The sequence below is a fragment of the Candidatus Enterococcus testudinis genome (genome assembly GCF_002140915.1).
GTDB lineage: Bacteria > Bacillota > Bacilli > Lactobacillales > Enterococcaceae > Enterococcus_D > Enterococcus_D testudinis.
Genome location: NZ_NGKU01000001.1, coordinates 997,174 through 1,010,811, shown reverse-complemented (window position 1 = coordinate 1,010,811; position 13,638 = coordinate 997,174). Strand labels below are relative to the sequence as shown.

15 protein-coding genes are annotated in these 13,638 nt (G+C 39.0%); 1 reads left to right on the top strand and 14 read right to left on the bottom strand.

What is annotated here, in order from left to right:
• Positions 1 to 269 precede the first annotated feature (269 nt).
• From A5886_RS04845 to A5886_RS04835, 3 genes are all read right to left on the bottom strand, one after another.
• Complete coding sequence (locus A5886_RS04845) at positions 270 to 683, bottom strand: type II toxin-antitoxin system death-on-curing family toxin (RefSeq protein ID WP_086273900.1); 414 nt, start codon at positions 681 to 683, stop codon at positions 270 to 272.
• On the bottom strand, positions 680 to 922 hold the full coding sequence (locus A5886_RS04840; protein ID WP_086273899.1) for an AbrB/MazE/SpoVT family DNA-binding domain-containing protein: 243 nt from the start codon (positions 920 to 922) through the stop codon (positions 680 to 682). Before A5886_RS04840 ends, A5886_RS04845 begins: the two co-directional genes overlap by 4 nt.
• A gap of 171 nt (positions 923 to 1,093) precedes the next feature.
• The gene (locus A5886_RS04835) at positions 1,094 to 1,570 is read right to left on the bottom strand and encodes an RNA polymerase sigma factor (RefSeq protein ID WP_086273898.1); all 477 of its coding nucleotides are present in this window, start codon (positions 1,568 to 1,570) and stop codon (positions 1,094 to 1,096) included.
• A 169-nt stretch (positions 1,571 to 1,739) separates the two neighbouring features.
• Between A5886_RS04835 and A5886_RS04830 the strand changes: the two genes are divergently transcribed.
• Complete coding sequence (locus A5886_RS04830; RefSeq protein ID WP_086273897.1) at positions 1,740 to 2,489, top strand: hypothetical protein; 750 nt, start codon at positions 1,740 to 1,742, stop codon at positions 2,487 to 2,489.
• A gap of 203 nt (positions 2,490 to 2,692) precedes the next feature.
• Here the strand turns inward: A5886_RS04830 and A5886_RS04825 are convergent, their stop codons facing one another.
• The 11 genes from A5886_RS04825 to A5886_RS04775 form a co-directional block, all read right to left on the bottom strand.
• Positions 2,693 to 3,382, bottom strand: a complete 690-nt coding sequence (locus A5886_RS04825) for a hypothetical protein (protein ID WP_086273896.1) — start codon at positions 3,380 to 3,382, stop codon at positions 2,693 to 2,695.
• A 15-nt stretch (positions 3,383 to 3,397) separates the two neighbouring features.
• Positions 3,398 to 3,631, bottom strand: a complete 234-nt coding sequence (locus A5886_RS04820) for an ATP-binding cassette domain-containing protein (RefSeq protein ID WP_086273895.1) — start codon at positions 3,629 to 3,631, stop codon at positions 3,398 to 3,400.
• Positions 3,632 to 3,735: 104 nt separating this feature from the next.
• Positions 3,736 to 4,017, bottom strand: coding sequence for an ATP-binding cassette domain-containing protein (locus A5886_RS04815; RefSeq protein ID WP_179189972.1), 282 nt, complete (start codon positions 4,015 to 4,017; stop codon positions 3,736 to 3,738).
• A gap of 177 nt (positions 4,018 to 4,194) precedes the next feature.
• Positions 4,195 to 6,174 carry a MucBP domain-containing protein gene (locus A5886_RS04810; protein ID WP_086273893.1) on the bottom strand — a complete coding sequence of 660 codons (1,980 nt, stop codon included), beginning with the start codon at positions 6,172 to 6,174 and terminating at the stop codon, positions 4,195 to 4,197.
• A gap of 349 nt (positions 6,175 to 6,523) precedes the next feature.
• Positions 6,524 to 7,210, bottom strand: a complete 687-nt coding sequence (locus A5886_RS04805; RefSeq protein ID WP_086273892.1) for a CpsD/CapB family tyrosine-protein kinase — start codon at positions 7,208 to 7,210, stop codon at positions 6,524 to 6,526.
• Positions 7,211 to 7,222: 12 nt separating this feature from the next.
• Entirely contained in the window at positions 7,223 to 8,008 is a 786-nt protein-coding gene (locus A5886_RS04800) for a YveK family protein (RefSeq protein ID WP_086273891.1), read from the bottom strand.
• Positions 8,009 to 8,023: 15 nt separating this feature from the next.
• Positions 8,024 to 8,881: a hypothetical protein gene (locus A5886_RS04795; protein WP_256926143.1), complete on the bottom strand. Its 858-nt coding sequence runs from the start codon at positions 8,879 to 8,881 to the stop codon at positions 8,024 to 8,026.
• Between the two features lie 10 nt (positions 8,882 to 8,891).
• Entirely contained in the window at positions 8,892 to 9,548 is a 657-nt protein-coding gene (locus A5886_RS04790) for a class D sortase (protein WP_086273889.1), read from the bottom strand.
• Positions 9,549 to 9,579: 31 nt separating this feature from the next.
• Positions 9,580 to 10,176, bottom strand: coding sequence for a hypothetical protein (locus A5886_RS04785; protein WP_086273888.1), 597 nt, complete (start codon positions 10,174 to 10,176; stop codon positions 9,580 to 9,582).
• Between the two features lie 755 nt (positions 10,177 to 10,931).
• Positions 10,932 to 11,198 (bottom strand): hypothetical protein, encoded by a 267-nt coding sequence (locus A5886_RS04780; RefSeq protein WP_086273887.1) that lies wholly within the window; start codon positions 11,196 to 11,198, stop codon positions 10,932 to 10,934.
• A gap of 106 nt (positions 11,199 to 11,304) precedes the next feature.
• Positions 11,305 to 13,488 carry a WxL domain-containing protein gene (locus A5886_RS04775; protein WP_179189971.1) on the bottom strand — a complete coding sequence of 728 codons (2,184 nt, stop codon included), beginning with the start codon at positions 13,486 to 13,488 and terminating at the stop codon, positions 11,305 to 11,307.
• Between the last annotated feature and the right edge of the window lie 150 nt (positions 13,489 to 13,638).

Sequence of the window (13,638 nt, the reverse complement as noted above, 5' to 3'; positions counted from 1 at the left end):
GACAAAATAAAAGACTTAAAGGAGTAATCCTTTAAGTCACCCAAAGCCACTGCCGTAGCAGTTTTGTAAGAGGTGCACCCACACCTTTTACCTACACCTGAATTATAGCAAGTTTCAAGATCCAAGTCAAAGTTAGTAAATACTCATAAGAAATTTGCCAAATTTGACAGTTATCTGTTAATAGACTGAACAAGAAAACTTGTTGTCGTTCAGGTTTGAAATAAACTTTATCTGCATTTATGACAAAATCCTTTTAGGTATTCACAACATCACCTAACATGTTGTCCAATCTTATCTGAACATTTCAGAAATACCGTAACTGAACGTTTTAACGTATCAAAGTCTTGCTTACTTGTTGTAATATCCAAAATAAATTGGACTGTTTCTTTCCTTTCAAAATTCGTAGTGTACCCATTTATCGTGAAAAATACAATCATAGAGACTAGTGCTGTTCGTTTATTGGCATTTTGAAACGGATGTTTTTTCGCTAAATTTATCGCAAGAATCGCTGCTTTATCATAAATTGTTGGATACAATTCTTCACCATAAACGATTTGTTTAGGCTGGTTTATCGCCATATCCAACGCTGTAGCATCTTTTATACCAATCAATTCGCCTTGGGAGGTTTCACTAATTAATTTGGTATTGATTCGAACAACATCTTCCACCTGTAAATAGTTCATAAGTCAATTAAATCCTTGATAGCATCTTCATATTGATCCATCACAGATTCAACAATCAAGTCAATATTCACTTTCTCTTGGGCTTTTTCAAGTTTGATTGTTCCATCTGGTAAAAACACATACCTTATAGCACCACCGGTTTCTACGCCCAATCTATCTTTCACTTCTTGCGGAATAGTTGTTACATCACTGTTGCCTGACTTTCTGATCTTATATGATTTTTTCTCTATTGTCATCATTAGCAACTCCTTATTCGTTCATGTATCTATTATACAAAAAATATCTACTAAACACAAAGTAGATATTTTTTGTATTTACTGTTACATTTTACCAAACGAATTCTCTTCAAAAAAAGAAGGCATACAAATGATGATTAGTGTACCTGCATCTCAAATAGCAGGTTATATACATTACCCACTACGCCCATCGCCAACAAACCTTTCCCAAGCTGCCTGTAGTTTCTTCCGATAATAATACCGCTTTTGTTTGCTTTCCAATGCACTATGACACTTCACCCACATTCCTTGCTCCTTATCCGACAAATACGACCAAAATTGCAAGAACAACAGATCATTTTCGATAGCGACATGAGGTTCATCTAACGGTGGTTCCACTTGCTCCAGCAAGATCGGCATTGCTTTGTTTTGCCTGGTTTGCTTTCTTTGCAGATCAATCACACGCCATAGTAAAAAACTAAACAAATAGCCGATTTCATTGTCTTGCCGAAATGACGCTTCATCCGAATAAGATTCAGCCCGTTGATAGAACAAAATGCGCACTTCTTGCAAATAATCTTCATAGTCTGCATGGCTGCGGAAAATGCCCGCCCGCACCAATACCTTATAAAACAATCCTTCATATTGCTTGATCAGTCTTTCTACGTCCATCGATCACTCATTCCCTTACATTTGTTTCCGCGCGGTACCTAAAGCGTAACAAAATGAAAGGAATCGAAATCTTCTCAATTCCGCATTTTCATCATCATTTTTGATTAAATATTGCAATATAACAGCAGGTCTTTTATAGTTAAAGTATCTATTATCGAGGAGTGATATCATGTGCCAAAAAATGCGCTATCGTCAACTTGTTGAAGACCTGTTCCCTCTGTTGCAGCTGCCCCTCACCTCAGAAAATGCTGATCAATTTGGTCGATCCTTGTCACCCACACCTCAAATTCATTTTGACCAAAGAATCTTTCTGATTCTGCCACTTGAATACTGTGATTACAAACAATGTCTCTTGATTTATGAACATAGCGTAGCGATGGTAGCCCACCGTTCCTCAACGATCCTCAAGAAGATCCTGGCCCATCACCATCATTTCGATCAAACCGTCTACAAAGAAACCATCAATTTGCTGCTGACCGAGCATTCATCAACAAGACACTACAAAACACCAATCGCCAATAGTGAATACAGCCTGTTTCCTTTGACCAATGCCCAACATCCCGAAACCATTTGGCTCAACCCAGCAAGTGTCCTTGACATAACCACTCGTCCCTATGAAACCATCGTCCGACTCTTCAACAATATCACCTTTCGCTCGCCCATCGAATCCCGCAGTTTAAAGAATAATATGTATATAAGTTTTCTGACCCACGGTATTATGAAAAGAGATCTAACAGCAACGATCGTTCAAGAGGACATGAGTCTTTATGAATATTTGGATTTGCCTTATTCTGAACCAATCGTCAAAGTCATTGGTGACATGAATTATGCAGATATACCAAGCAGACGTGGGAAACTCATGGACTATTACATCGCAGTCCAGCTTGAATACGCTGAACAACTTGCTGAGCCACAGTAAGGACCACCGATATTCCCTTGAAAAGTATAGGAACATGTATGGGACCGAAGCATCAGAAATGATGCTTCGGTCCCATTTGTATTATAAATCGTCATTTTGGCATCTTCAAATCATAACAATAGACATCATTCAGTAAGGAGTAAGCTGTATCAATGAACATCTACTTCATCATTTGAGCCCCCCTATTCTCGATTTATTCCGATTTATTTTGAAGATTGGATCATCATTTCTCTACTTCTGCAAGTCGTCTTATAAACAAGGATCACACTCATGAATAGCAGGAAAAACACAAGCAATACAATCACGCCACTGTTCAGAGTGATTGCTGTATTATCTGTTTCATATGCTAAGTTATTTGTTACGACACTGATCGCATTGAAATACGTCGTAGGGAATAAGTGAAGATATTTATAGATAGGCCCAATTTGTCCAGTTAAAAGAATGGGACCCACTAGTAAAACAGTATATACAAATAGTGTGGTGAGTGCATTCGTTGCAATTACGGAAAATAAATAAACGAATAATATGACAAATAGAATGGACAGACTCTGCAATAATGTTGCCTTAAGTACTATCAAGAACAATGGAGAAGTATTTACAAATGTGCTGTCATAGATATTTATCGGATACATCAGCGTGCCTGGTCCATCCGTAATAAGACCGATGATATAAGAAGAAGCGAAAAAGAATACATAATATAGCATGCCTATCAAACTCAATATGACCATTTTTTTCAGTTGAAATGTGATGGGCATTTCTGGAAATAGATCTTCAATATCTTTTCTATCATATATTGTCGAACTGACCACATTACTCAAAAGAGGCATTGTCAGCGGGATTACGTTTAATTTATTCCTAAAAGCTACTTTTACAATATATTTAAAATAGGCCAAGTGTATACTCCATTCTTACAACTTCTTGAACACGCCAAAGTCGATTGTATATTTATTGTCACAAATTTCGTAAAAGGCTGTATCTTCATGGGCAGAAAATAGGATACATTTTCCTTCAGCTTTTTTGGTTAGTAAGTATTCGCGTAAAATATGAACACTCCCTAGATCTAAAGCTAAGGTAGGTTCATCAAGAATCCAGTAGGTTACATCTGACACATGGTACATGGAGAGCAATAATTTTTGTTTCATACCTAAAGAGTACGTTTTAATCAGTTTGTCTACTTACTGCTCCATCCCCCAAAATACGATCGCTTCATTGAATAAATTAGGATTGGCTTTCCACTGACTTGATATCAACTGTAAGTAATCCTACCGGTTAAAGTCTTATTTAACCAATTAGAGGATTCATAAAAGAATAACTGTCTCTTTATATCCTTTTTGGTTAGATTATCTGATAGTACTTGAATGGTTCCTTTGTTTTCTCTTCTGAGTCCAACAATTGTTTTGAATAATGTTGATTTGCCCCTACCGTTAGGAGCAGGTATGCCGTTAATGGTTGCTGTTTCAAAATCAACCGACATATTCTCTATTAGTAACGTATTCGTTTTTATATCTAAGTCTCTAATTGAAATCAATATATTTTTTTCCTCCATTGTCTTCTTGTGTCGCAACTTTTTATATCCTCATCAATCATTCCACAGTGCCTTTTTTGAATGATATTTTCATTGTAAATCAAAGCAAAGGAGGGAAATGCCGAAGCGCTTCCCTCCTTAAATTGAACCAAATCAACATTACTTGACTGAGAACATTAATTATTTGCGTGAATCAAATGTCGTAAATCTCTTTCTGAAAATAATGAGCGCAGCTAATATCAATGATAAGCCACCACTCGTCATCAATGCACTAGACATCGTTTCTGAGCCTGTTTTTGGTAACTTTTTGCTTGATGTTTGTGTGTTGCTTTTCGCTTTTGTAGATTCTTTTGTTGTCGTAGATGTTTTGTTTGTGTCTTTGTTGGGTTGTGAACCACTATTTGCGTACTCAACTTCTTCACCATCAGTGTTCGTATCACTATCTGTGTCTGATTCCGTGCCTTGATTTGTTCCGGGTTCTGTGCCAGTATCTGTGCCTTCGTCCGTTCCGGGTTCTGTTTGTGCAAGCGTTAATGTACCAGTTTCAGAACGATTTCCATCATTATCCAGTGTGTAATATTCAACCGTTTCTCCTGGCAAAATTGCTCTAGAAAGCTCAACTGTCAAATCGACAATCACCGCCCGAGCGATTGAAACTGCTTGTTTTTTCACCAAGATTTCTCCATCTTGAACAACCACAAAATCCAAGAACTGTTCTACACTTGCGGAAATTTGGGTTCCATTTGAATCTTTAACAAACTGTACATTTGTAGCAGGTGCAACATCCTTATTCGATGCTTCTTCATTTTTATCGTATACAAAATAATAATCAGTGATGCCTTCTTGATCAAGTGTGATATACCAAGTAACAGTCTCACCTAAAAACCGATATCCAGCAACATCTTTTGCAGATATTGCTATCTCTTCACCTAAGGTAGCTTCATGAAGTGTTGGTTCTGCTATGGGATTGTTTTTTAAGTCCACATAATTCATCCGAATGGTGCCTTTTTTCACTTCTTTCTGATTTTTCACATAAATAAAAGTTTCTATTTTACCTGACTCGGATAACATTGTTCCTGTTTTTGTTGCATCGCCCAGCAGCTTATAGCCATCAATGTTTGGCGCAGTTGTAGTATAGGTATCTCCGACTTCAACCTGTTCAGTTGCAGTGTCTGCTATTTCTTCGCCATTTTCATCAACATGTTTTGTAGTCAATGTGCCATATTTAATAGCCGGAGCATCTTTCGTGTAGTAGAACACAACAGTTGGATTGTCTTCTGCTAATGTAATTGTTTGGCTTAGTACTGAAGCTAACGTGTAGCCATCAACTTTTTGAGAACTAAAAGTTATTTGTGAGCCAACAGTACCTGACTTAGTATCAGACCAGAGTATTTCACCTGTTCCAACTACTTGACCGATGACATCGATAGAGGTAGATACAGGATCTGCTTTATAAGTAGACCATGTTTTTTCTGACCATACTTCTGTCTCAGGGTTCATAGAAACAACATAGAATTGTTCTCCTGGAGTTAATGAACGAACCAAATCAATTGGTGCGTTTGTTCCGTCTGTCCATGTTCCACCTTCACTAATCATGTTGCCATTCGCATCATAAGCAAATGTTGATGTTCCTGCTTGAACAGTTGCTGAGATATAGTTGCCTGCACTATTGACACCCACATTCGAAGGTGCTTGAACTGTTTCAACAGGTGCTACGTCTTTAGCTGTAATTGATAGTGTCAATTGGATAGTTACAGGATTTTCTATAAATAGACTTGTATCATAAGTTCTTGTTTGGGTGCCTGTTGCTGATGCACTGATTGAACCAACTGTGAAATCCTGAACACCTGTTTGGTAATAATGGACTTTAATATCCCCACCTGCGGATGTTTGATAAAACCCTAATGTATCACCATTAGATAATGATATCTTTTTAGCACCGCCACTTCCGAGATACTTCCCGTCATCCGTGTTCCAATTCCATTCGCTACTTGCATTTACTGTTGTTGCAGTTGCTGCTTCTGCAGTGATTGCCTGAACATTCAATGTTGCACTCACAGCTTCTAATGCAGAGGGTGCAACCAACAATCCCACCATCATGACGCTTGTTGCTACTTTTTTCTTGAATTTCTTCTTCTTAACCAACGCTACTCTACTCATTTTCTCCTCCTACGACTCATTTTTTCACAACCAACTTAACGCGTAAAAAACATGTGTTATAAAGATTATATAACCCTGTACATTTAATTACAATATTTTTTTAAGGTAAAAGGATATTTAATTATTTTAACGTTACTTTATTGCACAAAAAAAGACCCAATCACCTTCTGGCAACTAGATCTTACACTCCACACGCTTCCACTTCTATCAAAAACATTCGAGATCATTTGACGACTGCATCGAATACTATCGGCAACTGTGGAAGGCAAGTCCATGTTTTTTGGGTGTGGGACAAAAGATGGTTTGCATCTATACCTCTGTATCGCCATCATCATCCCATACCGTTTGTTTACGCGTAATAGTAATAATTGTCCGCGTTTCCTTTTTTCACGCCATTGTAGACAACACCAATCAAGTGGGCATTGGCCAACGTCAACAATTTCTTGGCTTTGATCAATCCTTGTTTCGTTGTCTTTCGTTCTCTGACCACTAACAATGTGCCATCGGTTTTGGCAGCCAAGATCTGTGCATCTGTGACGACACCGATTGGCGGCATGTCAAAGATAATCAAATCGAATTGTGCCGTCAGCTCAGGGATGAGATCCGTCATCCGTTGGGATTGTAATAACTCCGATGGATTGGGCGGAATTGGTCCGCTGGTCATGATCGATAGATTCTCTACGCCGCTTTCTTGGATATGATCATCAAACTGACTATTGCGGTCTGCAATCAAAGTGCTCAATCCGCGGTGATTGGGCAAGCGGAAAGTCAACGCCACAGTTGGTTTGCGCAAATCGGCGTCCACTAGAAGCACACGTTTGCCGCTATTGGCAAAAACGACTGCTAGATTGGCTGACATGGTTGATTTGCCTTCCCCTGCGCCTGAAGACGTGATTACCATTGATTGGAGATCTTTGTCTACAGAGGAGAAATTAATATTGGACCGAATCGCCCGCAATTGTTCTGAAATGACAGAATTGGCATTGGCGACAGTCACCAGAGATACTGGAGACAAATTATTATTTTTCTTAGCCATAATCGTTCCTCCTTAGACCCGTTTTCTTGTTCGCCGTGAAGGTACGTCACCATCAGACTGCTCTTCATTTTGAATACTTGCTTTGAACAGATCAACCTCATACCCTTCATGCAACTCTTTACGTGACATTTCGGTGATTGCTCCCATAACTGGTAGTTGTAAGGTTTCTGATACAAAATCCTCATCTTTGACGGTCTTATCCAGTAATTCCAATAAGAAGGCCAATCCAACACCAATCATAAAGCCAATGACAAAGCCAATCGCCAAGTTCAATTTATTATTCGGCGATACCGGTGATGATGGTATTGTGGCTTCCGAAGTAATCGTCACTTTCGTCACATCTAGGACTTCACCAGCTTTGTCCTTAAAGACATTGGCTGTCGTATTGGCAATATCGGCGGCAACGACCGGGTTGTCAGATGTAGCAACGATTTGAAACATTTGCGAATTTTGCGATTGTTGTACTGAAATTGCATCTTTCAATTGGGCAACACTATAAGAATAATTCTTTTCTTCAGCCAACTGTGTTTGTACTTCTTTAATTACCAAAACACCATTGATCATATCTTTATATGTATTGATCAACAAAACATTGCCACTGATATCTGATTGCAGGTTGGTATTTTCATCTGCTTTGCCTTGAACAATCATTTCAGCCGAAGAAGAATACATCGGGGTAATGAGAAAAAAGGTAACAGCGCCAGCGACAGCAATACCCAACAAGGTACTGACCAAAATCAAGGCAAAACGTTTTTTAAAAATAGTCCATAATTCTTCTAAGCTAATAGTTTCTTCCATGAAAGACTCCACTTTCTAATGATTAATCTCATTTCTCATTTTGACACGCAATGGTTCACTGACACCCCATAAGATCAATGCAAGGATGATCGTCCCTATTCCCACCCAGACAAAGCGCAGAATAAAGTCTGTCAAATAACTGGTTAAGAAGAGATAAATGGCATGTGAGTTAATGGCAATGCGTTCGATATATCCGCTCGTATAGATGAGCATTGGTACAACCACCATCATCAATCCGGCACCGCCAAAAATGTAGGCGCCATAGCGTAAACGGCGATGCCACCATTTGCCGATGACCATCATTGTACCGATCAGCAGCAATAAGAAGACCACACCTGTCACAATGAAGAGTAAAATCAACGTATCATCGAATTGCATGACTTTATGCCCATACGTCAACAAATAAGGCAATTTGACATATTGGTCAAAAATCGTGATTGCAGACTCTTTCATATAAGTCAGATTGGCGGTCATATCTTCGGTAATGGTGATATTCTTTTCTTCGGCATATTGGGCGACTGCTTGATCAATGTTGGTTCCGATTTGATCGGTTCCAATCAGATTAAAAGGTACATCTGTATAGATCCCACGGATATAACTATCAACATTCTGCTGAACGATTTCTGCAGGAACCACGCCAGAAAGAACTTCTGCCGGGATATTACTTGCTAAGCCGATATCTGAAATATTGGTATTGATTTCTTTAGCGATCATTTCAGCATATTTGGTGTCATGCACTTGATCCACCATAAATTCTTGGTTGAACAAAGTAGACCGCAATACGCCTAATACCAATAAAGAAAACAAAAACAACGAACAGACAAAGGCGAGTATGATTTTTGGTAGTTTAGCCAACCACTTTTGATTATTCAACATCTTCCTCCTACGTCTGCTCATTGATGATCGGACCAGAAACATATTCACAGGTCACAAACATGCGTTCATCGGTTAATCCCAATTGATAACTATCGATAGGGTAACACGTGTACAACAATAAGATACGTTTGTCTCGCTGCTCGATCAATGTTTGGATGTCCCCATCCGATTTATTCTTCACTTCTTCATCTACCACTTTGAAGACATAATTGCCATAAGTGGTTTGAATCTCTACTTCTGTTCCATCTTGGATACCGATCAGTTTCCCGAATGTATCCGTATTATGACCACCGATCAACGTCGTCCCCATTTCACCAGGGAAGACCGATCCCATAAATTGGCCAGCGCCTAAGCGCAAAATTTCGGCAGAATCACCAAAGTATAATGGCACATCCATTTTTAATGCATCAATCTTTACTTTCCCGTACTGCGTGCCACCTTTTGGGTAGTCGATCGTACTAGAAGGCAATTCGTCGTTTTCATCTGTTTCTAATTGCTCATTATCCGCTACTTGGATCTCAGCAGCTTCTATAAAATCAAAATTAGGGGCTTCATTCAATAAGATGATATCCACCGAAGATGTAATAAATTGGATGACAGGTTTGCCAATCACATACATAAGTGAGTAGCCTATGATCAAGAAAACAATAGGGGCAATGATCATTGCCCCTATTCTCTTCAATAGTTTTCGCACATTACGCAAGTCTAGACTTTCTGCCTACTACAAACGCACCTGCTGCGAGTACTAGTAGCGCGCCTACTGTAGCAATACTTGCTACGTAAGAAACGCCGGTTTGTTTCACAGCACTTCCTGTCGTATAAACAGGATTGCTGCCGCCAGAAGTTACGCTGTCAGAACCAGTAGTATCAACGATCGACACAGAACCAGGGCCGAAAGTAACACTCAATCCCAAAACATCAGCTGCTGCTAAGACATAGTCTTTTAATTGCGCAACAACATCCGTTGGGAAAGCTAACAATAATTCACGTAAGCTATTGATATTCGTTACATCAACATTTTGGGCTGCGGCTAATGCGCGAGCAGCTTCAATGTTTGATACAACAGCATCTACTTCCGCAGTTGTTAAATCTTTCTGCTTCAAGTAGTTTTCAGCCTGTGTTCTATCAGTAGCTGTGATATTGAAAGTTTTGCCACCTACAGTTACTCCTTGGTCGAGTGCAGTCAAGATACGTTGTTCATCATTTGTGATCGCGCCTTCCGCCGCTTGAGCTGGAACCGCTAAAGAAAGAAATACCACAAACGCAACTAACACACTAACAATTTTTTTCATTCGCTGGACCTCCTTTTTGACATATTTGGAAAAGAGGCAAGCCTCTTACACCACATAAACTTTATACAGGGAAATCAATTTGAATTGATTGTGATATACATATTTTTTTGCAATCAATAACAATAAAAAAATGAGAGTTCAAATCCCTTGATTAAATATATCATAATAATTTATAAGCGTAAAATAAAAAAAACAGAAAGTGTGATTTTATTTTGCAGCGACGCGACAATGAGAATTCAATGAAACATATTCCATTCTAAAATATAATGTTGCAACGACAATAGTCAGCACGTCCGTTAAATGTGATTTGTCACATAATTTTCTTTTAAAAATGAAAATATCGTGGAATATTTTCAAAAACAAAACAATTGTTTTTGTTTTTTTATAAATAATTGAAAATGGGAATATCCACGTATCAGTCCTTTAAAATAACGAGAATTACAATCGATTGGTCCTTACCAATGTATTCACCCTCTTCATAAAAGCATTTCCATTCACTTTATGCGTTCTTTCAAGTCACTTTTTTAAAGAAACACATCTTTTAATAACGGTTCTTTTTTGTTATCGTTTTCTAGGCTTGTTATTATCTGTCAGAAACGTGTATTTTAAAGCTGATTTCCCTATAGGGAGTAGCACACCTATAGGAAAAAAACTCAGGCCATACTTGCATCACACAGTATGACCTGAGGCCTTTTCACTATATATAGTAATCTGATTTTGATAGCAACAACACCGTCAAGCGTGATCCAACCTTCTCATTCACCAACTTTCTTCGTCACCAGTCTCCTGATAAACATCACGATTAGATACACACTCGAACAAAAAAACACGATCAGCCCACCATAAAGCATCGCGCGTCCCAATGGATAATTGATCGCCACCTCCATCTGTATCCGCTTCAACTCCTCATCGCTGATTGTGTCAAAATCTTGCATTGGAATCAAAATCGTTTGTAAAAACAACCCAACTATGGTGACGACAATACTCAGTACCCAAATGAATCTCCCTATCTTACTACCCATGAATAAGCCCCATTTCAATATAAACACTTTAACAAACTTATTATAAATGTTTACAGTATAAAAAGATACTCATTATAAATATATACACAAAAAAAAGACCGGAAAATTAATTTCCCGGTCCTGATATCAACACCCAATCCAGTGTCGCACTATAGCGTATCGCTTCTGGATTGGCGCCACTTGGCACGTCCAGCGCAATACTTTTATCGGCAGATGCTTGATCACCAAAGCAAAACTTCCACGTGCCTTTGCCTTGATAATCGGAAGCATGGACCAAGATTTCCTGAGCGGCAGGCATCAGCTCGATCACGCTGGTCTCTTTCCTTGGCTCATTGTCAGCTGATCCAATCAATTCAGCGTTCTCTAACCTCAGAACAGCCCCTTCTAAATATTGATCCTTCTCCCCTTTGAACTGCGCACGCTGCGTCACAGCCAGTTGCCAGCCATCACGATCACCCTCAGCACGTCGGTCACTGATCTGCACATAGTTGGGCTGTGCTTTATCCGATGCCACATACGAATGGGCATAATACGTTCGATCCTGCGCCGCAATCTTTTGATTGCCAAAATCGATCGGCGAGACAAAATCAAGGGTCAAGAAACCATCCGTCACAATCGTACTGGCGGTCGCAGATTTCCAATCGAAGAAGGCATAGGCGACCACTTCATTGCCACCAGTAAAATGACTACCCTCTGGCAGTACAAACGAATAGTTTCCCTCATCGTCTGCAATCGTGTGAAATTTCTCATTTGAATCGGCATGGGGAGTGACGATTGTGCCTTCTGGTATCGCTGCATCCCCTGAGAACCGGATAAAGCTGTTCGGTGTTGCAGTCCCTGTAATCGTATACGAATGGACTTCTTGGGGATGCTCCGTCAACGGATCGATCGTGACTTCTACTTCAGGAATCAACTCAAGAAGCAACGGTTCGAGATGTTCTGTTGTCACTTGACTGACATTGTTGGCACGATCCACCGCAATCACCATCAAGGATAGATCCTCTGCCCCATATTCTTCAAAGAGTTCCCTTCCGTTCAGCGTCAGAGACGCTGTGGTATCGTACACCGTCAGCGACCCCGTTTCTGGTGCAACATACAGATCATAGACATCTTTTGGTATCCGACCGAATTCATTCTTGAAGCCTTCCACTTCATCTAGGAAATCTTCTTCATTGTAGCCATCGGTTTTGAAGCGGTAGAAATAACCGGCTATGTTGCTGGTGATGGTTTCTTGGACGATGTCGGAGGTCAATTCTCCTAAGTCTTTGTATTCGGCTTCTACTTTCCATTGGTAGGTATTTCCTTGGTCTTCACTGTCAAGTTTCAAAGTAAAGTTTTCAAATGTATTTTCATCTGCTGGATCAATCGTTGGATGATTTGGTTCTTTATCATCTGTAACTGTATAGTCATCAGCAAAGGTATTAAAGGATACTTGTGCCAAATTGTATAAGGTATTGACGAGGATTTTCATCTCATCCTCTGTGGATTGACCCGATGAATGACCAGTTTGAATCAAACCGACATTTCCTTTGGTAATGAGATAAAAATTATTAGTTCCATATATGGGATCATTAATTTGAAAACCGGGTACACTTGGTGTGTTCAAACCAAAAGGAGGGACAAACTCTAACCATTTCCGATTTGAGTCAATTCCAGTCATTTGTACTGAAGAATGAGTGAAAGGAATATTAAGAACCATGTTATTCGCAAATTCATGAGGATATTTCATTAGATATCCATTATCTGTAATCTGCACAACAGAACTGCCAACTGAAAAATTGATCCCCCAAGGGTTATCTAAAGTACCGAATGTATATATACCTAAATCATCTGCAAAAGAATTAAAATTAATTCGTCCACGTCCAATAGTATCATGTCCAAATAATACACCCCGAGCGGAATCTATAAATTCTTTTGTTGATTTAGCAGAACTACTGTTTAAATCCAAAGAATTATTAGAATCCCATGATCCAAAGAAAAGGACATCGTATTTATATTCTCCAGTACTATCTTTTAATGCATTTTCTGGGTCTTGATTATAATCAGAAATTGAAATAGGCGTCACTTCAACTAGACCTAGACCAACTTCTTCCTGTTCGATCCACCCTTTTAAAGTATTGCTTGCAGGGATATCCGGATACACATTCAATATATTTACATTCTGCCGATAGTTTGTTGAAATATTCTCCCACATATTACCTACATCATCATTAATAAATAGGCGATAACCCCCTTGACTAATTTCACCAATATTTTCCCACTCAATGAAAGCATAACATCTTTCATTCATATCATCCCAGCTATTTTCAACAGATAATTTAAATTCCCCAGTTTGGATAGTTTCCTTTGCATATACAATATGATTTCTAAAAGAATTTAGTATAAAAAAACTTCCAATACATACCATTATTAAGGATAATGCAATACTCAATTTCTTAAT

Coding starts and splice junctions, on each gene's coding strand:
- A5886_RS04845 (WP_086273900.1), bottom strand. CDS start 683: ATGAACTATTTACAGGTGGAAGATGTTGTTCGAATCAATACCAAATTA.
- A5886_RS04840 (WP_086273899.1), bottom strand. CDS start 922: ATGATGACAATAGAGAAAAAATCATATAAGATCAGAAAGTCAGGCAAC.
- A5886_RS04835 (WP_086273898.1), bottom strand. CDS start 1,570: ATGGACGTAGAAAGACTGATCAAGCAATATGAAGGATTGTTTTATAAG.
- A5886_RS04830 (WP_086273897.1), top strand. CDS start 1,740: ATGTGCCAAAAAATGCGCTATCGTCAACTTGTTGAAGACCTGTTCCCT.
- A5886_RS04820 (WP_086273895.1), bottom strand. CDS start 3,631: ATGAAACAAAAATTATTGCTCTCCATGTACCATGTGTCAGATGTAACC.
- A5886_RS04810 (WP_086273893.1), bottom strand. CDS start 6,174: ATGAGTAGAGTAGCGTTGGTTAAGAAGAAGAAATTCAAGAAAAAAGTA.
- A5886_RS04805 (WP_086273892.1), bottom strand. CDS start 7,210: ATGGCTAAGAAAAATAATAATTTGTCTCCAGTATCTCTGGTGACTGTC.
- A5886_RS04800 (WP_086273891.1), bottom strand. CDS start 8,008: ATGGAAGAAACTATTAGCTTAGAAGAATTATGGACTATTTTTAAAAAA.
- A5886_RS04790 (WP_086273889.1), bottom strand. CDS start 9,548: ATGATCATTGCCCCTATTGTTTTCTTGATCATAGGCTACTCACTTATG.
- A5886_RS04785 (WP_086273888.1), bottom strand. CDS start 10,176: ATGAAAAAAATTGTTAGTGTGTTAGTTGCGTTTGTGGTATTTCTTTCT.
- A5886_RS04780 (WP_086273887.1), bottom strand. CDS start 11,198: ATGGGTAGTAAGATAGGGAGATTCATTTGGGTACTGAGTATTGTCGTC.
- A5886_RS04775 (WP_179189971.1), bottom strand. CDS start 13,488: ATGAATGAAAGATGTTATGCTTTCATTGAGTGGGAAAATATTGGTGAA.